The organism is Streptomyces sp. NPDC001002 (assembly GCF_053599215.1).
In genome coordinates this window covers 121,804-142,607 of record NZ_JBSFLV010000004.1, presented here as the reverse complement: position 1 = coordinate 142,607, position 20,804 = coordinate 121,804, and the positions used below count along the sequence as shown (strand labels likewise).

19 protein-coding genes and 1 tRNA gene are annotated in these 20,804 nt (G+C 70.5%); 11 read left to right on the top strand and 9 right to left on the bottom strand.

Features of this window, described 5'->3' with window-relative positions; translation table 11 throughout:
• Positions 1–131: 131 nt before the first annotated feature.
• The 5 genes from ACWDR3_RS03835 to ACWDR3_RS03815 all read right to left on the bottom strand — a co-directional run bounded on the left by ACWDR3_RS03835 (position 132) and on the right by ACWDR3_RS03815 (position 6,148).
• The gene (locus ACWDR3_RS03835; protein WP_450350545.1) at positions 132–1,619 is read right to left on the bottom strand and encodes a peptidoglycan D,D-transpeptidase FtsI family protein; all 1,488 of its coding nucleotides are present in this window, start codon (positions 1,617–1,619) and stop codon (positions 132–134) included.
• On the bottom strand, positions 1,616–3,067 hold the full coding sequence (locus ACWDR3_RS03830) for an FtsW/RodA/SpoVE family cell cycle protein (RefSeq protein ID WP_450350544.1): 1,452 nt from the start codon (positions 3,065–3,067) through the stop codon (positions 1,616–1,618). Before ACWDR3_RS03830 ends, ACWDR3_RS03835 begins: the two co-directional genes overlap by 4 nt.
• Positions 3,068–3,095: 28 nt before the next feature.
• Positions 3,096–4,658, bottom strand: a complete 1,563-nt coding sequence (locus ACWDR3_RS03825; RefSeq protein ID WP_450350594.1) for a Stp1/IreP family PP2C-type Ser/Thr phosphatase — start codon at positions 4,656–4,658, stop codon at positions 3,096–3,098.
• A 91-nt stretch (positions 4,659–4,749) separates the two neighbouring features.
• Positions 4,750–5,262, bottom strand: coding sequence for an FHA domain-containing protein FhaB/FipA (locus ACWDR3_RS03820; protein WP_123998936.1), 513 nt, complete (start codon positions 5,260–5,262; stop codon positions 4,750–4,752).
• A gap of 10 nt (positions 5,263–5,272) precedes the next feature.
• Positions 5,273–6,148, bottom strand: a complete 876-nt coding sequence (locus ACWDR3_RS03815) for an FhaA domain-containing protein (RefSeq protein ID WP_450350543.1) — start codon at positions 6,146–6,148, stop codon at positions 5,273–5,275.
• Between the two features lie 523 nt (positions 6,149–6,671).
• On the opposite strand from ACWDR3_RS03815, the gene ACWDR3_RS03810 reads away from it, so the two are divergent.
• Positions 6,672–6,758 (top strand) — tRNA-Leu (locus ACWDR3_RS03810).
• Positions 6,759–6,870: 112 nt separating this feature from the next.
• Here the strand turns inward: ACWDR3_RS03810 and ACWDR3_RS03805 are convergent.
• Complete coding sequence (locus tag ACWDR3_RS03805) at positions 6,871–7,524, bottom strand: FMN-dependent NADH-azoreductase (protein ID WP_450350542.1); 654 nt, start codon at positions 7,522–7,524, stop codon at positions 6,871–6,873.
• 101 nt (positions 7,525–7,625) lie between these two features.
• Here ACWDR3_RS03805 and ACWDR3_RS03800 point away from each other — a divergent pair, with 101 nt between their 5' ends.
• The 5 genes from ACWDR3_RS03800 (at position 7,626) to ACWDR3_RS03780 (ending at position 11,652) form a co-directional block, all read left to right on the top strand.
• Complete coding sequence (locus ACWDR3_RS03800; protein ID WP_450350540.1) at positions 7,626–7,988, top strand: winged helix-turn-helix transcriptional regulator; 363 nt, start codon at positions 7,626–7,628, stop codon at positions 7,986–7,988.
• A gap of 241 nt (positions 7,989–8,229) precedes the next feature.
• Complete coding sequence (locus ACWDR3_RS03795) at positions 8,230–9,639, top strand: DUF2252 domain-containing protein (RefSeq protein WP_450350592.1); 1,410 nt, start codon at positions 8,230–8,232, stop codon at positions 9,637–9,639.
• A 79-nt stretch (positions 9,640–9,718) separates the two neighbouring features.
• On the top strand, positions 9,719–10,219 hold the full coding sequence (locus tag ACWDR3_RS03790; protein WP_450350538.1) for a hypothetical protein: 501 nt from the start codon (positions 9,719–9,721) through the stop codon (positions 10,217–10,219).
• Between the two features lie 114 nt (positions 10,220–10,333).
• A complete protein-coding gene (locus ACWDR3_RS03785; protein WP_450350537.1) occupies positions 10,334–11,170 on the top strand; it encodes a hypothetical protein in 837 nt (278 codons plus the stop codon).
• A gap of 152 nt (positions 11,171–11,322) precedes the next feature.
• Positions 11,323–11,652 (top strand): rhodanese-like domain-containing protein, encoded by a 330-nt coding sequence (locus ACWDR3_RS03780; protein ID WP_450350591.1) that lies wholly within the window; start codon positions 11,323–11,325, stop codon positions 11,650–11,652.
• 33 nt (positions 11,653–11,685) lie between these two features.
• Here the strand turns inward: ACWDR3_RS03780 and ACWDR3_RS03775 are convergent, their stop codons facing one another.
• On the bottom strand, positions 11,686–12,819 hold the full coding sequence (locus ACWDR3_RS03775; protein WP_450350535.1) for an acyl-CoA dehydrogenase family protein: 1,134 nt from the start codon (positions 12,817–12,819) through the stop codon (positions 11,686–11,688).
• A 279-nt stretch (positions 12,820–13,098) separates the two neighbouring features.
• On the opposite strand from ACWDR3_RS03775, the gene ACWDR3_RS03770 reads away from it, so the two are divergent.
• Genes ACWDR3_RS03770 through ACWDR3_RS03760 form a run of 3 tightly spaced genes read left to right on the top strand, consistent with a single transcriptional unit; the run spans position 13,099 to position 15,961 of the window.
• Positions 13,099–13,983, top strand: coding sequence for a DUF5819 family protein (locus ACWDR3_RS03770; protein ID WP_450350533.1), 885 nt, complete (start codon positions 13,099–13,101; stop codon positions 13,981–13,983).
• Positions 13,980–15,209: an HTTM domain-containing protein gene (locus ACWDR3_RS03765; protein WP_450350531.1), complete on the top strand. Its 1,230-nt coding sequence runs from the start codon at positions 13,980–13,982 to the stop codon at positions 15,207–15,209. Before ACWDR3_RS03770 ends, ACWDR3_RS03765 begins: the two co-directional genes overlap by 4 nt.
• On the top strand, positions 15,206–15,961 hold the full coding sequence (locus ACWDR3_RS03760; RefSeq protein WP_450350530.1) for a TrmH family RNA methyltransferase: 756 nt from the start codon (positions 15,206–15,208) through the stop codon (positions 15,959–15,961). Before ACWDR3_RS03765 ends, ACWDR3_RS03760 begins: the two co-directional genes overlap by 4 nt.
• A 91-nt stretch (positions 15,962–16,052) precedes the next feature.
• On the opposite strand, the gene paaN is transcribed toward ACWDR3_RS03760, so the two are convergent.
• Entirely contained in the window at positions 16,053–17,744 is a 1,692-nt protein-coding gene (gene paaN / locus ACWDR3_RS03755) for a phenylacetic acid degradation protein PaaN (protein WP_450350529.1), read from the bottom strand.
• 224 nt (positions 17,745–17,968) lie between these two features.
• Here paaN and ACWDR3_RS03750 point away from each other — a divergent pair, with 224 nt between their 5' ends.
• Together ACWDR3_RS03750 and ACWDR3_RS03745 are read left to right on the top strand one after the other, a co-directional pair.
• Complete coding sequence (locus ACWDR3_RS03750) at positions 17,969–19,486, top strand: 3-hydroxyacyl-CoA dehydrogenase (protein WP_450350527.1); 1,518 nt, start codon at positions 17,969–17,971, stop codon at positions 19,484–19,486.
• Positions 19,483–20,073 carry a TetR family transcriptional regulator gene (locus ACWDR3_RS03745; protein WP_123998924.1) on the top strand — a complete coding sequence of 197 codons (591 nt, stop codon included), beginning with the start codon at positions 19,483–19,485 and terminating at the stop codon, positions 20,071–20,073. The genes ACWDR3_RS03750 and ACWDR3_RS03745 overlap by 4 nt, the downstream gene beginning before the upstream one ends.
• A gap of 54 nt (positions 20,074–20,127) precedes the next feature.
• Here ACWDR3_RS03745 and ACWDR3_RS03740 read toward each other — a convergent pair whose 3' ends face one another.
• Positions 20,128–20,646 (bottom strand): Lrp/AsnC family transcriptional regulator, encoded by a 519-nt coding sequence (locus ACWDR3_RS03740; RefSeq protein WP_450350525.1) that lies wholly within the window; start codon positions 20,644–20,646, stop codon positions 20,128–20,130.
• Positions 20,647–20,804 lie beyond the last annotated feature (158 nt).

Below are 20,804 nucleotides of genomic sequence, written 5' to 3'. Positions count from 1 at the left end.
CGGCTGTGCGGTCGGAGGCTGCCGTCCGGGCCTACCGTACCCGGCTGGCTTTGTGTGATCTGGCCAAGCCCGTCACCCGATACAGGACCGGTATCGCAACGTGCACCGATGTGAAGGGGAGGTGAGCGGCGTCACTTCTTGGAGTTGATGACCGCCTCCATCACACTCTTCGCGATCGGCGCCGCGAGGCCACCGCCGGAGATGTCGTCACGGACGGCGTTGTCGTCCTCGATCACGACCGCGACGGCGACCGGCGTGCTGCCGTCGCCGAGCTTGGCGTAGGAGAGGAACCAGGCGTAGGGGTTCTCGCTGTTCTCCACGCCGTGCTGGGCGGTGCCGGTCTTGCCGCCGACCGTCACGCCGTCGATCTGCGCGTTCTTGCCGGTGCCGTCCTTGACGACCGTCTCCATCATCGACTGCAGGATCTGCGCGTTCTCCGACGACAGGGGCTGGCTCAGCTCCTCCGGGTCGGTCTGCTCGATCGTGTCGACGTTGGAGGACTGGAGCTTGTCGACCATGTACGGCTTCATCAGCTTGCCGTTGTTGGCGACCGCGGAGGCGACCATGGCCATCTGGAGCGGGGTCGCGGCGGTGTTGAACTGGCCGATCGAGGAGAGCGCGGTCTGCGAGGGGTTCATGTCGTCGGAGAAGACCGAGGCGCTGGAGCGGACCGGCGTGAACTGCTCCTGGTCGAAGCCGAACTTCTTCGCCTCCGCCAGCATCTTGTCGTTGCCGAGGTCGGAGCCGATCTTGCCGAAGACGGTGTTGCAGGAGTACTGCAGCGCGACCCGCATCGTCGCGTTCTTGCAGGGGATGTTCCCCTCGTTCTTCAGCTCGGTCGTGGTGCCCTTCATGATGTAGGGCAGCGGCGAGTCGGTCTTCTCGTCGGCCGTCTTGTACAGGCCGTTCTGCAGCGCGGCGGCGGCGGTGACCACCTTGAAGGTGGAGCCCGGCGGGTAGGTCTCGCGCAGCGCGCGGTTGAGCATCGGGTCGTCGGGGTTGTTCTTCTTCTGGAGCTTGGTCCAGTTCTTGGAGTCCACGTCCGTGGAGTTCCCGGCGAACGACGACGGGTCGTACGAGGGGTACGAGGCCAGCGCCAGGATCTTGCCGGTGGCCGGGTCGAGCGCGGCGACCGCGCCCTTGCCGCCCTGCTTCTTCAGACCGTCGTAGGCGGCCTTCTGGGCGGCCCCGTTCAGCGTGGTGACGACGTTGCCGCCCTGCTTCTCCTTGCCCGTGATCATGTCCAGGGTGTTGCGGAAGAAGAGCCGGTCGTCGTCGCCGGTGAGGATGCCGTCCTCGATGGACTCCAGCTGGTTGGCGCCGAAGGCCTGGGAGGCGTACCCGGTGACCGGCGCCCACATGGGGCCGTTCTTGTAAGTCCGCTTGTACTCAAGGTCGTTGAGCCCCGACTTGCTCGTCTTCGTGGAGCCGGTGATCGGGTCGCCGTCGACGACGATGTCGCCGCGCGGGGTGGAGTAGCGGGCGATGGTGACGCGGCGGTTCTTCGGGTCGTCCTTGAGGCTGTCCGCCTGGACGTACTGGAGCCAGTTGTCGCGCACCAGCAGGGCGAGGACCAGAAGACCGCAGAAGATCGCGATCCGGCGCAGGGGCTTGTTCATGACGGGCGGACCACCTGGGTCATCTCGGCGTCGGGGTTGCCGGCGGGGGCGGGCGCCGGGCGGCGGGCGGTGTCGCTGATGCGGATGAGGATGCCGATCAGCGCCCAGTTGGCGATGACGGAGGAACCGCCGTACGCGAGGAACGGCATCGTCATACCGGTCAGCGGGATCAGGCCCATGACGCCGCCGGCGACGACGAAGACCTGCAGCGCGAAGGCGCCGGACAGGCCGACGGCGAGCAGCTTGCCGAACGGGTCGCGGGCGGCCAGCGCGGTGCGCACACCGCGCTCCACGATCAGGCCGTAGATCAGCAGGATCGCCATGATGCCCGCCAGGCCCAGCTCCTCGCCGAAGGTGGCGAGGATGAAGTCGGAGTTGGCGGCGAAGCGGATCAGCTCGGAGTGGCCCTGGCCCCAGCCGGTGCCGAGGGTGCCGCCGGAGCCGAAGGCCCACAGCGCCTGCATGGCCTGCTCGGAGTGGACGATGCCGTCGCTGCTGCCGTTGCGGCTGAGGGTGTACTCGCGCATCGGGTCGAGCCAGGCCTGCACACGGGTCTGGACGTGCGGCTCGAAGCTGGCCACACCGACCGCGCCGGCCGCGGACATCAGCAGACCGAAGACGATCCAGCTGGTCCGCTCGGTGGCGACGTACAGCATGATGACGAACATTCCGAAGAACAGCAGCGACGTACCGAGGTCGGTCTCGAAGACCAGGATGAGGATCGAGATCATCCATACGACGATGATCGGGCCGAGGTCGCGGCCGCGCGGCAGGTACAGGCCGATGAAGCGGCGGCTGGCCAGGGCCAGGGCGTCGCGCTTGACCATCAGGTAGCCGGCGAAGAAGATCGCCAGCACGATCTTGGCGAACTCGCCCGGCTGGATGGTGAAGCTGCCGACCTGGATCCAGATCTTGGCGCCGTAGGTGATGTTGGCGCCGAGGCCCGGGACCAGCGGGAGGAGCAGCAGGACCAGCGCGCCGACCATCGAGATGTAGGTGTAGCGCTGCAGCACCCGGTGGTCCTTGAGGAAGACCAGGACGACGGCGAACAGCGCGATACCGAGCGCGGTGTAGATCAGCTGGTTGGTCGCCTTGCCGCCGGCGACCCCGATCGACTGCAGCAGCTTGGACTGGTCCAGGCGCCAGATGGCGACGAGTCCGAGTCCGTTGAGCAGCGTGGCCAGCGGCAGCAGCAGCGGGTCCGCGTACGGGGCGAACTTCCGTACGACGAGATGCGCCACGCCGGCCAGCAGGCCGAGGCCCAGGCCGTAGCTCAGCAGGCCCGCCGGCACCTGGTCGTCGATGGCCAGGCCCACGTTGGCGTAGGCGAAGACCGGGATGACGACGGCGAACACGAGCATGGCGAGCTCGGTGTTGCGTCTGCTCGGTGCGCCGATCGCGCCGATCGTGGACGTGTGGTGCGTCGGTGTGTTGGTAGTACTGCTCATCGTGTGACGGGGCCTCTCACGGCTTGCCCTACTGCTTACCGCACAGCGAGACGACCTTCTGCTCCTCCTCCGAGAGGCTGGGGCCGGGGCTGGGGGTCGGGGCGGTCGCTGATGTGGACGGGTTCGGTGAGGTCGAGGGGCTCGGCGTGGCCTTGGACGTGAGTGAGGTGTTTGTGGTTCCCGTGGTCCCACCCGCCTCGCCCGTACCGGTCTTCGAGCTGTTCTCGCTCTCGGCGGCCTCGCGCTCGGACTCCTTCTTGCAGGCGGAGGCCTGCACGGAGAGCTCGTCGACCTTCGACTGGGCGTCCTTCAGCCCGCCTTCGGCGATCGTGGCCCTGACCTGCTTCTGCTGGTAGGGCGGCAGGTACTTGAGTTCGATCTCGGGGTGGTCCTTCTGGACCTTCGAGAGCGAGACCCAGGCCAGGTCCTGGCTGATGCCCCGGTACAGCGCGACGTGTTCGCCCTTGGTGCCGACGTAGTACTGGTTCTGCGTCCAGCGGTAACCGCCGTACAGGCCACCGCCGATGACGGCGAGTGCGAGCACGCTGTAGAAGGATCTCTTCAGCCACTTGCGGCCCTTGCCGGGCTTGACGAAGTCCTCGTCGGAGTAGTCGCCGAAGCCGCCCGCGGGCACGTAACCGGTGGTGTCGCCGGAGCCGGGCGGGCCGAACTCGCCGCCCCCGCCCTGGCCGTGACCCTGGCGGCCGAGCCCGGAGGCGCGGCCGGCCGGGGTCTGCATGATGCCGTTGTCGTGCTGCTGGTGCTGATGCTGGTTCTCGGCGACCGCGCCGACCACGACCGGGGTGTCGGAGAGCTGCCCGGCGAGGGTGTCCCCGGTGTCGAGGTCGAGGACGTCGGCGATGATCACCGTGATGTTGTCGGGGCCGCCGCCGCGCAGCGCGAGCTGGATCAGCTCCTGCACGGTCTCCTGGGGGCCCTGGTAGCTGGCGAGGGTGTCCTCCAGGGTCTGGTGGGACACCACCCCGGACAGACCGTCGGAGCAGATCAAGTAGCGGTCGCCGGCCCGGACTTCACGGATGGAGAGGTCGGGCTCGACATGGTCGCCACTGCCCAGCGCGCGCATCAGCAGGGAGCGCTGCGGGTGGGTGGTGGCCTCCTCCTCGGTGATCCGGCCCTCGTCGACCAGCCGCTGCACCCAGGTGTGGTCCTGCGTGATCTGCGTCAGCACACCGTCGCGCAGCAGGTACGCGCGCGAGTCGCCGACGTGCACGAGGCCGAGGCGCTGGCCGGTCCACAGCAGGGCGGTGAGCGTGGTGCCCATGCCCTCCAGCTGGGGGTCCTCCTCGACCATCATGCGCAGCTGGTCGTTGGCCCGCTGCACGGCCGTGCCCAGGGAGGTGAGGATGTCGGAGCCCGGTACGTCGTCGTCGAGCGCCACGATGACGGAGATGGCCTCGGAGGAGGCGACCTCACCGGCGGCGGCGCCGCCCATGCCGTCGGCGATGGCGAGCAGGCGCGGACCGGCGTATCCGGAGTCCTCGTTGCCCTCGCGGATCATGCCTTTGTGCGATCCGGCGGCGAAGCGCAGTGACAGACTCATGCGCACCTCGCCCGTCGGCTCCGGGTACATCCGCACGGTGCCCACCCTCCGGTCGGGAGCGCGCCGGGGCCCGTGGTGGGGGCCGCCGCTGCGTGCTCGCTCCGCTCGCTCATTGTCGTATCTACTTCCGCAGCTCGATGACGGTCTTGCCGATGCGGATCGGCGCGCCCAGCGGAATCGGCGTGGGGGTCGTCAGCCGGCTCCGGTCGAGATACGTGCCGTTGGTGGAGCCCAGGTCCTCGACGATCCACTGGCCGTCGCGGTCCGGATAGATCCTGGCATGGCGGCTGGAGGCGTAGTCGTCGTCCAGCACGATCGTGCTGTCGTGCGCCCGGCCCAGGGTGATGGTCTGGCCCTGGAGCGCGACGGTGGTGCCGGTGAGGATGCCCTCGCTCACCACCAGCTTGGTCGGTGCGTTGCGCCGCTGGCGGCCGCCGGCCTGCTGGCGCTGGGGTGGGGGCGCGGCCTGCTGGCGGGCGGGCTGCTGCTGGCGGCCCGCCTCCCGGCGGGACCCGCGCTGGGTGACCCGCGTTCCGAACAGGTCGCTGCGGATGACCTGCACGGCCACGATCACGAACAGCCATAGAACGGCCAGAAAACCTAGCCGCATGACCGTCAGGGTCAGCTCTGACATTGCCCCCGCTTCACCCTTCGGCTTGCCGGTAAACGATGGTGGTCTGGCCCACGACGATCCGCGAGCCGTCGCGGAGCGTAGCGCGGGTGGTGTGCTGCCCGTCCACCACGATGCCGTTGGTGGACCCGAGATCCTGGACGGTCGAGGGCGATCCGGTCCGGATCTCGCAGTGCCGGCGGGATACTCCGGGGTCGTCGATCCGCACGTCGGCCTCGGTGCTGCGGCCCAGCACCAGCGTCGCGCGGGTGATCTGATGGCGGGTGCCGTTGATCTCGATCCAGTGGCGGGTACGGGAGCCGGGCGCCGGAGCGCCGACCGGGCCGCCGCCCGCGCGCGGGGCCTGCTGCGGGGAGCCGTACCCACCGGGGCGCGCGCCGCCGGGGGGCGGCCCGGCGGGCATGGGCGGGGCGGCCGCGGGTGCGGCGGCCGGCGGGTAGCCGTAACCGCCGCCGGGCCGGCCGGCCGCGGGCGGAGCCGCCGGGGCGGCGCTGCCGGGAGCCTGCTGGTTGGTGGAGGAGGCGAGCGTACGGCTGCGCACCCGGTACAGACCGGTGTCGAGGTCGTCCGCCTTCTCCAGGTTGACCTTGATCGGTCCCATGAAGGCGTACCGCTGCTGCTTGGCGTAGTCGCGCACCATGCCGGCCAGTTCGTCGCCGAGCTGGCCGGAGTAGGGGCTGAGCCGCTCGAAGTCCGGCGCGCTCAGCTCCACGATGAAGTCATTGGGTACCACGGTCCGGTCGCGGTTCCAGATGGTCGCGTTGTTGTCGCACTCGCGCTGCAGCGCGCCCGCGATCTCCACCGGCTGGACCTCGGACTTGAACACCTTGGCGAAGGTGCCGTTGACCAGACCTTCGAGGCGTTGCTCGAACTTCTTCAGGACTCCCATGGGGCACCTCCTCCGTCTCTGCCGTCCTGGGCACTGCGTACTTGGTACTGCTTACTGATCGTATCCACGCGCCGCTGAATCGGCTGGTTCCCCCTGTCGGCCCTGTCGACGGGTGTCGACGCCTGCGAAGTTCCCTGCGGAGCCCGGTTTCGAACTCCCGCGGTGCACTCCCCTGGCGAACTCCTCCCGCGCACTCCTCTTCGCGTCCTCTGGCAAGGATCGTAGAGGCGGCCGCAGACCAGTGTCCCGCACCTGACTGTGCGCCCGGCCCGGCTCCTGGTGAGACGGGCCGGACCGGTACGAGGTTGATACGTGAACCGCCGCACATTGATACGGAGCCAGGGAACTTTTGGATCACTCGCCGACGGCACCGTCCGGTGGCGATCCGGCGGCGCCGCGACGACTGCCCTGGTCGTCGGCTGCCCCCGGATAAGGGATGTGAACCCACCCCGACCCCCGTGCTAATCTTCTGCATGTCGGAAGGCGCCAGCCCCTTGGGGAAAAGCCCGAGGACACACCCAATGCGCGGGTGGCGGAATAGGCAGACGCGCTGGATTCAGGTTCCAGTGCCCGAAAGGGCGTGGGGGTTCAACTCCCCCCTCGCGCACCAGACGAAGGCCCCCAAGTCTCAGGACTTGGGGGCCTTCGCGTTGTCCGGGGGCGGTGTGAGCCGTATTACCTGGTGAGGACAATCACACGGCTCGGACACCGCCCGACGGGCGTCACGCGGCGAGGCGTTCGGCGACCGCCTTGGCCTTGGTGGCGGCCTCCGTCAGGGCGCGCTCGCGCGAGGCCTCGTAGAGGGGGACCAGCTCGGCCATCGCCGGGTTGTGCGGGGCCATGGTCAGCTCCGGGACGATGAACTCGACGTCCAGGGCGAGGGCTCCGGAGAGGACCGCCGCGAGGTAGTTCTGCACGTACTCGCTGTCCTCCCGCGGGGTGCCCGGAGCGTAGGAGCCGCCGCGGCTGGCGACCACGGTGACCGGGGTGCCGGCGACCTTCGAGTCCTCGGTGCCGGCGGTGCGGCCCATGAGGATCACGTTGTCCAGCCAGGCCTTGAGGGTCGATGGGATCGCGAAGTTGTACATCGGGGCGCCGATCAGCACGGCGTCCGCCTCCTCCAGCTCCTCGATCAGCCGCAGCCGCGCGGCGAACGCGGCCGCCTGCTCGGGGGTGTGCGCGGCCGGATCCGCGAAGCCCGCGGTGTGGGAGTCGGCCGTGATGTGCGGCACCGGGTTCACGGAGAGATCGCGGTGGATCACCGTGCCGTCGGGGTGCTGCTCCTCCCAGGCCTTGCGGAAGGCCTCGGCGACGGCCTTGGAGGCGGAGGCGCCGGCGGGGAACACGGAGGAGTCGATGTGCAGGAGGGTGGGCATGGGGAGCTCCCGTAAGGTGGTGAGAATTCGTACTGGACTATTGATAACACAGTCACTTACTTTTTTTCATCCCCTCACGGTGAGGCAGTACCCTTGGGGGCATGGCGGTCGAGCAGGGTCACGATGTGGGCGCGTGCAAGCGGGTCGACGGCGGCATCACGCGCGTCTTCCAGCTGCTCGGAAAGCGCTGGACCGGCCCGATCGTGGCCGTCCTGACCGGCGGGCCCGCGTACTTCGCCGATCTGCGCCGCGCCATCCCCGGCATCAGCGAGCGCATGCTCTCCGACCGGCTCACCGAACTCGGCGCCGCCGGCCTGCTGGTGCGCGAGGTGGACGAGGGCCCGCCGCTGCGCGTCTCCTACCGGCTGACGCCGGCCGGGGCCGCGCTGGAGCCCGCGCTCAAGGAGCTCGGTGAGTGGGCGAAGCTGCACCTGCCCGAAGGGGCACAGCCGCCGGACTGCTAGCCGGTTTCCGGAGGCGCTGACCGTTGTCCGGTTTTCCACAGGCGTGGAGTTGTCCACAGGGTCTGACGCGTTTCGGCCACCGGCTGTACGGTCTGCACGAGTTGATGTTCGTGTGCGTGCGGGGGAGGCGGTCGATGTGACCGAAAACGGAGCGGTGACGGCGGACACGGCGGGAGCCGAGCCTGCGGCGTCGGCGGGGCAGGTTGCTGCTGCGGAGCCGACGTCTGCTGGGGAGCCGACCGTGGTCGTGGTGCCGGTCGCCGCGGCGCGCAGGCTGCCGCGGGTGCCGGGCTTCGCCCACGGGCTCGCCGAGGGCTCGCCCAAGGACGAGGGCAAGGCGCTGCGCAGACTGGTCCCGCGCCGCTCGCACGCGGCCTTCGACCTGGACGGCTCCCGGCCCACCGCGGTCGCCGCCGTCGAGGAGTCCAACCGCGGCCGCATCCCCGGGCTCACGCCGATAAGGGCCGGCCGGATGGCGGCGACCCCCTTCGCCTTCCTGCGCGGCTCGGCCGGCCTCATGGCCTACGACCTCGCGCGTACGCCCATGACGCGGATCCGCGCCCAGATCTGCGGGGACGCGCACGCCGCCAACTTCGGCCTGTACGGGGACGCGCGCGGCGACCTGGTCATCGACCTGAACGACTTCGACGAGACGGTCGACGGCCCCTGGGAGTGGGACCTCAAGCGGCTCGCCGCCTCGCTCGTGCTCGCGGGCCGGGAGGCCGGCGCCGACGAGGACACCTGCCGCAAGGCGGCCCACGGCGCGGTCGGCGCCTACCGCCGCACCATGCGGCTGCTCGCCAAGCTCCCGGTGCTGGACGCGTGGAACGCGATCGCGGACGAGGAGCTCGTCTCCCACACCGACGCCCACGACCTGGTCGGCACCCTGGAGCGGGTCTCCGAGAAGGCGCGGGGCAACACCAGCGGGCGGTTCGCGGCGAAGTCGACGGAGCGCACCGAGGACGGCGGTCGCCGCTTCGTGGAGGCCCCGCCGGTGCTGCGCCGGGTGCCGGACGAGGAGGCCGCCGCGGTCGCCTCGTCCCTGGAGCACTACCTGACGACCCTCTCCGAGGACCGCCTCCCGCTGCTGTCCCGGCACACGGTGCACGACGTCGCGTTCCGGGTCGTCGGCACGGGCAGCGTGGGCACGCGCTCGTACGTGGTGCTGCTCCTGGACCACCGGGGCGAACCGCTGGTGCTCCAGGTCAAGGAGGCCCGCTCGTCCGTCCTGGTGCCGCATTTGGTGGCGGCCGGCTTCGAGACACCCGTCGTCGACCACGAGGGCCGGCGCGTGGTCCTGGGCCAGAAGCGCATGCAGGTCGTCAGCGACATCCTGCTGGGCTGGACGACGGTCGACGGACTGCCCTTCCAGGTACGGCAGTTCCGCAACCGCAAGGGCAGCGTCGACCCCGCGGCCCTCGCCGCCGACCAGATCGACGACTACGGCCGCATGACCGGCGCCCTGCTGGCCCGCGCCCATTCCCACAGCGCCGACCCGCGCCTGATCTCCGGCTACTGCGGCAAGAGCGAGGAACTGGACGAGGCACTGGCCGACTTCGCAGTCGCCTACGCCGACCGCACGGAGGCCGACCACGCCGACCTGGTCGCCGCGGTGCGGGCGGGGAGGGTGCCGGCGGAGATGGGGGTCTGAGGGATGAGGGATGAGGGCCGAGGGTTGAGCATCCGAGGGTTGGGGGCCTGAGGGAAGTGACGGATGTGAGGAGCGTTCGGTGAAGTACGTCGACCTCGACGGGCGGGACGGGGAGGCGACCGGGGTCGTCGACCCGCGGCCCTATCTGGCGCGGTTGCCGGCGCTCGCCGACCAACTGCCGCCAGGGGCACGCGCGTTCGCCACCGACCCCGGGCACTACGACCTCGACGGGCGACGGTGTGTGAAGGATCTCAAGCCGCGGGCGGTGCGCAGGACCGGCGACGACGAGATCGAGATCCGCTTCGGCCACGACTGCGGGCAGCACGAGGAGGATCTCCTGGTGCGGTACGCGGGTGTCTCGCGCTTCCAGGTGGACGTCCTGGGCTTCTGCGACGTCTCGGCGCTGGGCGATGTGATCCTCGACGAACTCCTGCCGCACCCCGAGGGCTGCACCCACGAGATCGCCTGCCGCCCCGGCACGCTGGTCGTCGCCTGCCGGGATCTGGCGGCGGAGTGGGTGGCGGCGGAGTGCTCGGGGGTGGGTGCGGGCTCGGGGAGTGGGAGTGGGGGCGGGGACTGAGAGGGAGAGGGCGGAGAGGGGAGGGAGGCCCCCGAGGAACAGTGCCGGGCCGCCGTCGTGAGGGCCTGACGGTGGGGCGCCGTGGGCGACTCACGCGTGGCCTACGCTGAGCGGGTGACGAGCCCAGACGCTGAGCAGGGTGCCGGTGAGGCGCAGGCGGTGCCCGAGGACGGTACGCCGCGGCCCGAGGAGCGGCTGGAGCGGGCCGTGCGGGCCGCCGAACAGGCCTTGATCGAGTACGAGATCGCGGTCGAGACCTTCCGGATCGAGGTCGAGAACTTCTCCCGGCTGCACCACCAGAAGCTCGGGCCGATGTACACCCGCCTCGACGAGCTGGACGCGGAGATCGCCGAGGCCCGGGCCGCGCGCTCCGGGGACCCCGAGGATGTGCGCAAGGCGGACGAGGCGCGGGCCCGGGTGATGCCGATGCCCGGCGTCGAGGAGCTGTTCAACGGCTGGATGGACGGGGACGGGCTGTTCCCCGAGGCGGCCGCGATGCTCACGGACCAGCCGGTACGCCCCCCGCAGCGGGTGCGCCCCAGCGACGAGGCCCGCAAGCTCTACCGCGAACTGGCCCGCAAGGCCCACCCCGACCTGTCGACGGAGGAGGCCGAGCGGGCCCGGCGCGAGGAGTTCATCACCCGCGTCAACGCCGCCTACGCCCGCGGTGACGAGCTGCTGCTGCGCGAGCTGGCCGAGGAGTGGGCCAAGGGACCGGAGCCCGAGCAGCGCGGCCCGAGCCCCAGCGAGGAGCTCTACGCCCGCCTCGAATGGCTCGCCCGCCGCAAGGAACTCCTCGCGCTGGTGGCCAAGGAGCTGGAGGACGGGCCGATCGGCTCGATGCTGCGGATGGCACCCGACGATCCGGACCACCTGCTGGACGAGATCGCCGAGCAGCTGCTGGCGCAGGTCGCGGAGCGGGAGCGGGAACTGGCGGAGCTGGTCGGCTAGCCACGGGATTGGTCGGCGGGTCACCGGGTTGGTCGGCTGGTCGGTGTGCCGGTCGGCTAGCCACCGGGTTGGTCCGATGGCCGGCGAAGCAACCGGCCCCGCATGGTGTCCGGTGCGTCGGGTAGCGTCGGGGCATGCATTTTGGAGCTGGTGTGCCCACGGTCGAGGTCGGGGATCTCAAGGACGGCGACTTTCTGCTCGACGTCCGTGAGGACGACGAGTGGGAGGCGGGGCACGCGGAAGGTGCCCTGCACATCCCCATCAGTGAGTTCGTGGCCCGGTACGGCGAGCTGACCGAGGCTGCGCCGCAGGACGGCAAGGTCAACGTGATCTGCCGTTCCGGCGGGCGTTCGGCGCAGGTCACGACGTATCTGGTCCAGCAGGGCATCGACGCCGTGAACGTCGACGGTGGCATGCAGGTGTGGGCCGCGGCGGGCAAGCCCGTCGTGACGGACGAGGGCGGGACCGGGTTCGTCCTGTAGCCGACGCCCGGCCGATGTCCTGAATGGGGGCACTCAGCTGAGCGGATGGGCCGCCAGCAGGTCGCCCAGGGCCTCCTCGTGCGCCGCCGCGGGGCCGAGCGAGAGCTCCAGGTGCTTGGCCCAGGCGTGGTACCGGTGCAGCGGGTACTCGACGTCGGCCCCGAAGCCGCCGTGCAGATGCTGTGCCGTCTGCACGATCCGTCGTACGCCCTCCGAGGCCCAGATCTTGGCGACGGCCACGTCACCGGAGACCGGCAGCGCGCCCGGCGCCCCCGAGGCGACCCGCCAGGCGGCCTGCCACAGCGTGGCCTCCATCGCGCGCAGGTCGATGTACCGGTCCGCGGCCTGCACGGCCACCGCCTGGAAGGTGGCGACCGGGAACCCGAACTGCTCCCGCTTGCCGGTGTATTCGCTGGTCATGCGCAGCACCCGTTCGCCGAGCCCGAGCGCCAGCGCGCACGTCCCCGTGGTCAGCAACTCGCGCAGCCACTCCCAGGCGCCGTCGGCGTCGATGACGTCACGGGCGGCGATCCGGACGGACTCCAGGCGCAGTTCGCCGAGCCGCTCGCCGTTGGTGGAGAACTGCTCGCCCAGGCCGACGCCCTCGTGGACGCGGGGGACCACCGCGAGCACCGGCCGGTCCGCGGCCGTGTGCGCGGGTACGAGGATGTGGTCGGCGACCTGGGCCCACGGCACCGCCGTCTGCACCCCGTCCAGGATCCACGCGTCGCCCTCCTGCCGTGCGGTCACGGCGAGTTCGGCCCCGTCGTGGCCGGTACGGCCGCTGGAGGCGACGGTCAGCACCAGCTCGCCGCGGCCCGCCGGCGCGAGCAGGGCCGACCTCAACTCCTCGTCGCCGTACGCCTGTACGGCCGCCGCGGCCGCGCTGCTCTCCAGCAACGGCACCCTGGCCAGCACCTTCGCGGACTCGCGCAGCACCTGGCACAGCGCGATCGCGTCCAGGCCGGCCCCGCCGTACTCCGCGTCCAGCAGCAGGCTCAGCAGGTCCGCCTCGGCGAGCTTGGCCCACAGCGCACGGTCGAAGTCGTCGGCGACGGCGCCCGCGACGAGTGCGGGACTCGGCACCGCGTCGGGGGCGACCCCGGCGAACACGCCCCGCGCCGCCTCTGCCGCCGCCTGCTGCTCCTCGGTGAAGGTGAAGTCCACGGTCCTGTCCTCTCGGCGGCCGAGTTGATCTGACGGTGCGTCAAGATAGAACAGGTTCTAAAAGAAGGGAATGGTCGGGGGCGACCCCGGAATCTACCCCGACCGATCGTCCGGTTTGTCCTGGATTCACGGGCGGCTGTGCCCCGTAAGGTGTCAGTCGCTGTGGACCACCGGCACGACCAGGCGTTCGAGAGGGGCTGTGCCGGGCGGGCGGGGCTGAGTACCGTTCCCGTGCGAACGCGCTGGAGCGGATGGACCGGGATCGGGAAACGGGGTGGAATGGACGCGTACGACACGGACTCGGACGCCCGGCGGGAGCCGGACGGACCGGGCGGTCCGGACGAGGCGGAGACTCCCGCGGCCGACGCGGCAGCAGAGCCGACGACGCCGGAGCCGATCACGCCAGTGCCGACCACGCCAGCGCCGATCACGCCGGTGCCGACTTCAGCCGCACCCCCAGACGCTGTTCCCCCTGCCGCCGCACCCCCCGCCTTCATACCCCCGGTCCCCGACCCCCGTACCGGCGTGGCCGCGCTCTCTCCGCGCTATCAGGTCGCCGCGGCGCTCGCGCTCGCCGTCGTCGCCGTGACCGTGTGCGTGCATCTCGCGCTGGTCTTTCTGCACGTCGCGCCGTCGAACACGGTCACCAAGCAGCACGGCAACGCGATAGACGACTGGGTGTACCCGGAGTTCGAGCAGAACTGGAAGCTGTTCGCGCCCAATCCGCTGCAGCAGAACATCGCCGTCCAGGTCCGTGCCGAGGTGCACACCGAGGACGGCGACGTGAACACCACCGGCTGGTACGACCTGTCCGCCGAGGACGGCCGGGCCATAGACGGCAATCTGCTGCCCAGCCACACCGACCAGAACGAACTGCGCCGGGCCTGGGACTTCTTCGCCTCCACCCACGACGCCGAGAACCGCCCCTCGGGCCTGCGCGGCACCCTGTCCGAGACGTATCTGCGGCGGATCGTGGTGCTGCGCCTGGACCGCGAGGGCGCGGCCGGGCGGACCGGGGTCATAGAGAACGTGCAGGTCAGGGCGCGTACCACCAACGTGCCCGCGCCGAAGTGGAGTGACGAGAAGATCTCCGACCAACCGATGTACCGCGTGCTGCCCTGGTGGACGGTCACCGCCGCCGACAGCGACGGAGGCGCCGCGTGAACCGTTTCGCCCTGTCGGTCTCCGCGGCCATCGCCCGGATCACCGAGTCGGCGCTCGGCCCGTACCAGGCCGCCGTGGTCCGTATCGGTTTCAGCGCGACCTGGCTGCTGTTCCTGCTGCGCGAGTTCCCGCACCGCCAGGAGCTGTACGGTCCCGACAGCCCGTGGAGTTGGGACCTCGCCCAGCAGCTGATCGCCAACAACCACGCGTTCACGGCCCTGATGTGGTCGGACGGACAGACCTGGTTCGAGATCGTCTACGTGCTCGCCGTGCTGACCAGTGCGCTGCTGCTCCTTGGCTGGCGCACCCGCACGATGTCCGTGCTGTTCATGCTCGGTGTGCTCTCGCTGCAGAACCGCAGCGTCTTCATGGGGGACGGCGGCGACAACGTCCTGCACCTGATGTCGATCTACCTCGTCTTCACGCGCTGCGGCCAGGTGTGGTCGCTGGACGCGCGACGGGCGCGGCGCGCGGACGAGGCACGCGCGCGGGGCGAGCAGGTCACGGACCGGACCGGTCCGATCCTGTGGGCGATGCTCGGCTTCGCACTGGTCGCGCTGACCGCCGGAGGACGGCTCGACGGCGTCGACCCGACCGTGCCGGTGATCCTGTGGGGCATGTGGTCGGCGCTGGGCGTGTGGTGGGCCGTCGGGCGGCTGGCGAAGGGCAGCGAGCCGCGGATCCTGCTCGACGTCATCGGCAACATCGTGCACAACGCCGGTCTGTTCGTGATCATGGCCGAGGCCTGTCTGATCTACGCGACGGCCGGCTGGTACAAGATCCAGGGCTCGCGCTGGCAGGACGGCACCGCCGTCTACTACCCGCTCCACCTGGACTACTTCTCGCCCTGGCCCGCCCTGGCCGACCTGCTCTCCTCCAGCGGCACGATGGTGATGCTCGTGACGTACGGGACCGTGATCGTGCAGGTCGCGTTCCCCTTCACACTGTTCAACCGGCGGGTCAAGAACGTCCTGCTGGCCGCGATGATGTTCGAGCACGCCGTGATCGCAGTGGTCCTGGGGCTGCCGTTCTTCTCGCTGGCGATGATCGCGGCGGACGCGGTCTTCCTGCCGACGACGTTCCTGCTCCGCACGGGCGGCTGGGCGGCACGCGCGCGTGACGGCGTCCTCGCCCGGTTCCGACGCGGTAGTACGGAGCTGCCGGCGCCCCGCGCCCCGGAGGCCCCGGAGAACCCCGAGCACGCGCCCGTAGGCTTCACGCCATGACCGCCTCCGACCTGCTCAGCACCTGGCACCGGCTGGCCGACGCCTCCGTCCTGCTCGACGGCTTCCACGCCCTCAAGCACGCCGTGCGCTTCGGGGCGGACATCCCGGTGGCGGTGGCGGTGGACCGGGCGGCGGCACTGTCCCTCGCCGACGACCTGGCCCCGGACGTACGGGACACGCTGGCCGCACTCCTGACGGAGGTGGCGCCGGAGACGTACACGAACCTCGTGCCGCGCCCGCATCCGACAGAGGTCGCCGCGTTGGCCGTACGACCGTCCCGCGAGGCGGCGCTGGAGAAGCTGGCGCACCTGCCGCGCACCGCCCCTGCCGTGGTCCTCGACAACCCGCGCAACCTCGGCAACGCGGGCGCCGTCATCCGCCTGGCCGCCGGCTTCGGCGCGACCGGCGTGATCACCACCGGCACGCTCGACCCGTGGCACCCCACGGTGGTGCGCGCGGGCGCGGGCCTGCACTTCGCGACCACGGTCGAGCACCTGCCCGTGGCCGAACTCCCGACGGGCCCACTGTTCGCCCTCGACCCGGAGGGCGACGACATCCGGGCCCTCAAACTCCCGGACGACGCCGTCCTGGCCTTCGGCTCGGAACGCAGCGGGCTCTCACCCGAACTCCGCGCGCGTGCCGACCACTTGCTGTCCCTGCCGATGCGCCCCCAGGTCTCCAGCTACAACTTGGCGACGAGCGTGGCGATGACGCTGTACCACTGGAGCATGGGAACAGGGTCACCCCTTTAGCAGCAACGCCGACTGCTTTTAGGGGCGCGGGGAACTGCGCGACCAGCCACATACGGCCGTCAGCCGCGCAGAATCCGCACCACCCACCCCCCTAGGCGTCCCGACGCACCTCAATAACCCGGAACCGGTTGGCCACGAACGCCCCGTCGGCCAGCGCAGCATTCGCCGCCGGATTCCCACCGGACCCGTGGAAGTCCGAGAACGCAGCCGTCTGATTGACGTACACCCCACCCGTCAAGTTCAGCGACAACTGCGCCGCCTCCTCAAGACAGACCTCCTCAACCGCAGCCTCAACCCCGGCATCAGTCGTGTACGCCCCAACGGTCATCGCCCCCTTCTCCCGAATAGTCCGCCCCAGCAACTCCACCGCATCCGCAGCGGAGTCGACGGCGACGGCGAAGGAGACCGGACCGAAGCACTCGTTCATGTACGCGGCCTCGTCATCCGGCTTGGCCCCGTCCAGCTTCACGATCACCGGCGTACGCACCACCGCGTCCGGGAACTCCGGATTCGTGATCTCCCGTGAGGCGAGGGCGACTTCGCCGAGCCCGGCGGCGGCCTCCACGCGGGCCTTCACGTCAGGGTTGACGATCGCGCCGAGCAGACCGTTGGCGCGCGCGTCGTCACCGAGCAGACCGTCGACCGCGCGGGCGAGATCCGCGACGACCTCGTCGAAGGTCTTGTGGCCCTGGTCGGTGCCGATGCCGTCGCGGGGGATCAGCAGGTTCTGCGGGGTCGTGCACATCTGGCCGCTGTAGAGCGAGAGCGAGAACGCCAGGTTGGCGAGCATGCCCTTGTAGTTGCCGGCCGACTCCACGAGGACCGTGTTGACGCCGGCCTTCTCCGTGTAGACCTGCGCCTGGCGGGCGTTGGTCTCCAGCCAGTCGCCGAAGGCCGTGGAACCCGTGTAGTCGATGATCCGGATCTCCGGGCGGGTGGCCAGCGTCTTGGCGATGCCTTCGCCGGGACGCTCCGCGGCCAGCGCCACCAGGTTCGGGTCGAAGCCCGCCTCGGCGAGCACCTCGCGGGCGATCTTGACGGTGAGCGCGAGCGGCAGCACCGCGCGCGGGTGGGGCTTGACCAGGACCGCGTTGCCGGTGGCCAGGGAGGCGAACAGGCCCGGGTAGCCGTTCCACGTCGGGAAGGTGTTGCAGCCGATCACCAGGGCGATCCCGCGCGGGACCGGCGTGAACTCCTTGGTCATGACCAGCGGGTCGCGCTTGCCCTGCGGCTTGGTCCACTGGGCCGTGTCGGGCGTGCGGACCTGCTCCGCGTACGCGTAGGCCACCGCCTCCAGGGCGCGGTCCTGTGCGTGCGGGCCGCCCGCCTGGAACGCCATCATGAAGGCCTGGCCGCTGGTGTGCATGACCGCGTGCGCGAACTCGTGCGTCCGGTCGGCGATCCGCTTGAGGATCTCCAGGCTCACCACCGCTCGGACCTCCGCGCCCGCGTCCCGCCAGGCGCGCTGTCCGGCCTTCATGGCGGGCAGCAGCACGTCGAGGTCCGCGTGCGGGTACTCGACGCCCAGCTCGATGCCGTACGGCGAGACCTCGCCGCCCGTCCAGCCGTCCGTGCCCGGCTGGTCCAGGTCGAGGCGGGTGCCCAGGAGGGCGTCGAAGGCGGCCTTGCCCGCCGCCATGTCCAGGCTGCCGTTCTCCCCGTACGCCTTGGGGTGTTCGGGGTGGGGCGACCAGTACGCGCGCGTACGGATCGCTTCCAGGGCCTGGTCGAGTGTGGGCCGGTGCTTGGCGATCAGTTCGTGCGCGGTCGGTTCGGCAGCCATGGGGGGACCAACTCCTCGTCTTGCGAACACTGTGACTCTTTTGTCGGACACTGTCTGGCACGGTCCGCGACCATCAGGACGGTCGGGGACTCTTTGCCGGGCTCATGACCTGGGCAGTAACAAGGCGCGGGAACACCCGCTCAGAGTTAGAGTAACCGAACGATCGGTCGGGACAAGGGGGTCCGCCGCATCTGTGGAAAACCCCGTGCGGGAGGATCGCGCACATGACAGCACTGGACCTCAGCAGCCCCGTGGCCGTCGTCGGTACCGGCACCATGGGCCAGGGCATCGCCCAGGTCGCGCTGGTCGCCGGCCACCACGTGCGGTTGTACGACTCCGTCCCCGGGCGCGCCCAGGAGGCGGCCGAAGCGATCGTCGCCCGTCTCGACCGGCTCGTCGCGAAGGACCGACTCTCCGCCGACGAGCGGGACGCGGCCCGCGCGCGGCTGCTGCCCGCCGCCGAGCTCGCCGACCTCGCGGACTGCACGCTGGTCGTCGAGGCGGTGCTGGAGCGGCTGGACGCCAAGCAGGAGCTGTTCCGCGCGCTGGAGGACCTGGTCGACGAGGACTGTCTGCTCGCCACCAACACCTCGTCCCTGTCCGTCACCGCCATCGGCGGCGCCCTGCGCAACCCCGGCCGCCTCGTCGGCCTGCACTTCTTCAACCCCGCCCCGCTGCTGCCGCTGGTCGAGGTGGTCTCCGGCTTCGCCACCGACGTCACGTCGGCCACGCGCGCGTACGAGATGGCCCGCGCCTGGGGCAAGACACCGGTCGCCTGCGCCGACACCCCCGGCTTCATCGTCAACCGCCTCGCCCGGCCCTTCTACGCCGAGGCGTTCGCGGTCTACGAGGCCCAGGGCGCCGACCCCGCCACCATCGACGCCGTGCTGCGCGAGTCGGGCGGCTTCAGGATGGGCGCGTTCGAACTGACCGACCTCATCGGGCAGGACGTCAACGAGGCCGTGACGCGCTCGGTGTGGGAGGCCTTCTTCCAGGACGTGCGCTTCACGCCCTCGCTCGCCCAGCGGCGCCTGGTGGAGTCCGGCCGGCTCGGCCGCAAGAGCGGACAGGGCTGGTACGACCACGGCGAGGACGCCGAGCCCGCCGAACCGCACACCGCGGAACCGCAGCGGGCGCCCGCCTACGTCGTCGTCGAGGGCGACCTGGGCCCGGCCGCCGAACTGCTCCCGCTGCTGCGCGAGGCGGGCATCCAGGTCCGTGAGGACGAGGAGGACCACGGCACCCGCCTGGTGCTGCCCGGCGGCGGCCAGCTGGCGCTCGCCGACGGCCAGACCTCCGTGGAGTTCCGCGACGTCGTCTACTTCGACCTCGCCCTCGACTACCGCAAGGCCACCCGCATCGCCCTGTCCGCCTCCCAGGACACCTCCCCGCAGACCCTCACCGAGGCCACCGGGCTCTTCCAGGCGCTCGGCAAGGACGTCAGCCTCATCGGGGACGTCCCCGGCATGATCGTCGCCCGCACGGTCGCCCGGATCGTCGACCTGGCGCACGACGCCGTCGCCAAGGGCGTGGCCACCGAGGAGGACATCGACACCGCGATGCGTCTCGGGGTCAACTACCCTCTGGGCCCGTTCGAATGGAGCCGCAGGCTCGGCCGCAACTGGGCCTACGCCCTCCTGGACGACCTGCACATGCGCGACCCGTCCGGACGCTACGCGCCGTCCCTCGCGCTCTACCGACACGCGTACGCCACCGACAAGCGGGAGGGCAGCACGTCATGACCACCGCCAAGCGCGACACGTACACCCCGGAGACGCTGCTGTCCGTCGCCGTCCAGGTCTTCAACGAGCGCGGCTACGACGGCACCTCCATGGAGCACCTCTCCAAGGCGGCCGGCATCTCCAAGTCGTCGATCTACCACCACGTGACCGGCAAGGAGGAGCTGCTGCGCCGGGCCGTGAGCCGGGCGCTCGACGGCCTCTTCGAGATCCTCGACGAGGAGCCCGCGCGCGTGGGCAGCGCCGAGGGGCGGCTGGAGTACGTCGTGCGGCGGATGGTCGAGGTGCTGATCACCGAGCTGCCCTACGTGACGCTGCTGCTGCGGGTGCGCGGCAACACGGGCACCGAGCGGTGGGCCCTGGACCGGCGCAGGGACTTCGACCACCGGGTCGCCGACCTGCTGCGGGCGGCGGCCGACGCCGGGGAGGTGCGCGGCGACGTGGAGGTGCGGCTCGCGACCCGGCTGGTCTTCGGGATGATCAACTCGATCGTCGAGTGGTACCGCCCCGACGGACGCGGCATGAACGAACGCGAGGTCGCGGACGCGGTCGTGCGGCTGGTCTTCTCGGGGCTGCGCAAGCAGGACTGAGCGAGAACGAGGAGCCATCCGGTCGTAGAGAGGCTTGGCCAGAGCCGGGGATGCTCAGCCCTGTGGCTCCAGGTCCTCCTCCTCGAACACCAGCAGCGTGCGCGTGCTGAGCACCTCCGGCATGTTCTGCAGCCGGGTCAGCACCAGCTCGCGCAGCGCCTTGTTGTCGGGCGTGTGCACCAGCAGCAGCACGTCGAAGTCCCCGCCCACCAGCGCGATGTGGGAGGCCCCGGGCAGCTGTCTGAGCTGTTCGCGCACCGTGCGCCAGGAGTTCTGGACGATCTTCAGGGTGATGTACGCGGAGGTGCCCTGACCGGCGCGTTCGTGGTCGACGCGGGCGCCGAAGCCCCGGATGACACCGTCTTCGAGGAGGCGGTTGATCCGTGCGTAGGCGTTGGCGCGCGAGACATGCACCCGTTCGGCGACGGACCGTATCGACGCGCGGCCGTCCGCCTGGAGCATCTGAAGGATGTCCAGATCGATCGCGTCGAGGGGGCGCGCGGGCGGCTGGGGCCCGCCGGCCCCGCCGCTCCCGCTGCCCTCTGATCCTTCGGCCATTTGTTCAGGTGCCATGTCCCCCCGCCTCCCTACCATGGACGTACTGCGTTCATTTGAGGTTGTGCAGAACCGTTTGTCCACAGCCTGGAGGTGCCTGTAGCCAAAATGTGCCGACGACCGAACAATCGGTAGGTGAGGCGCATCACTCTCGTGACGCGTCCACAGTCGCTCGC

Bases quoted from the DNA above. Each gene is read 5' to 3' on its own strand.
- paaN (WP_450350529.1), bottom strand. From the start codon at position 17,744: ATGGCTGCCGAACCGACCGCGCACGAACTGATCGCCAAGCACCGGCCC.
- ACWDR3_RS03770 (WP_450350533.1), top strand. From the start codon at position 13,099: ATGGACGCGTACGACACGGACTCGGACGCCCGGCGGGAGCCGGACGGA.
- ACWDR3_RS03760 (WP_450350530.1), top strand. From the start codon at position 15,206: ATGACCGCCTCCGACCTGCTCAGCACCTGGCACCGGCTGGCCGACGCC.
- ACWDR3_RS03815 (WP_450350543.1), bottom strand. From the start codon at position 6,148: ATGGGAGTCCTGAAGAAGTTCGAGCAACGCCTCGAAGGTCTGGTCAAC.
- ACWDR3_RS03740 (WP_450350525.1), bottom strand. From the start codon at position 20,646: ATGGCACCTGAACAAATGGCCGAAGGATCAGAGGGCAGCGGGAGCGGC.
- ACWDR3_RS03830 (WP_450350544.1), bottom strand. From the start codon at position 3,067: ATGAGCAGTACTACCAACACACCGACGCACCACACGTCCACGATCGGC.
- ACWDR3_RS03825 (WP_450350594.1), bottom strand. From the start codon at position 4,658: ATGTACCCGGAGCCGACGGGCGAGGTGCGCATGAGTCTGTCACTGCGC.
- ACWDR3_RS03750 (WP_450350527.1), top strand. From the start codon at position 17,969: ATGACAGCACTGGACCTCAGCAGCCCCGTGGCCGTCGTCGGTACCGGC.
- ACWDR3_RS03745 (WP_123998924.1), top strand. From the start codon at position 19,483: ATGACCACCGCCAAGCGCGACACGTACACCCCGGAGACGCTGCTGTCC.
- ACWDR3_RS03805 (WP_450350542.1), bottom strand. From the start codon at position 7,524: ATGCCCACCCTCCTGCACATCGACTCCTCCGTGTTCCCCGCCGGCGCC.
- ACWDR3_RS03835 (WP_450350545.1), bottom strand. From the start codon at position 1,619: ATGAACAAGCCCCTGCGCCGGATCGCGATCTTCTGCGGTCTTCTGGTC.
- ACWDR3_RS03820 (WP_123998936.1), bottom strand. From the start codon at position 5,262: ATGTCAGAGCTGACCCTGACGGTCATGCGGCTAGGTTTTCTGGCCGTT.
- ACWDR3_RS03800 (WP_450350540.1), top strand. From the start codon at position 7,626: ATGGCGGTCGAGCAGGGTCACGATGTGGGCGCGTGCAAGCGGGTCGAC.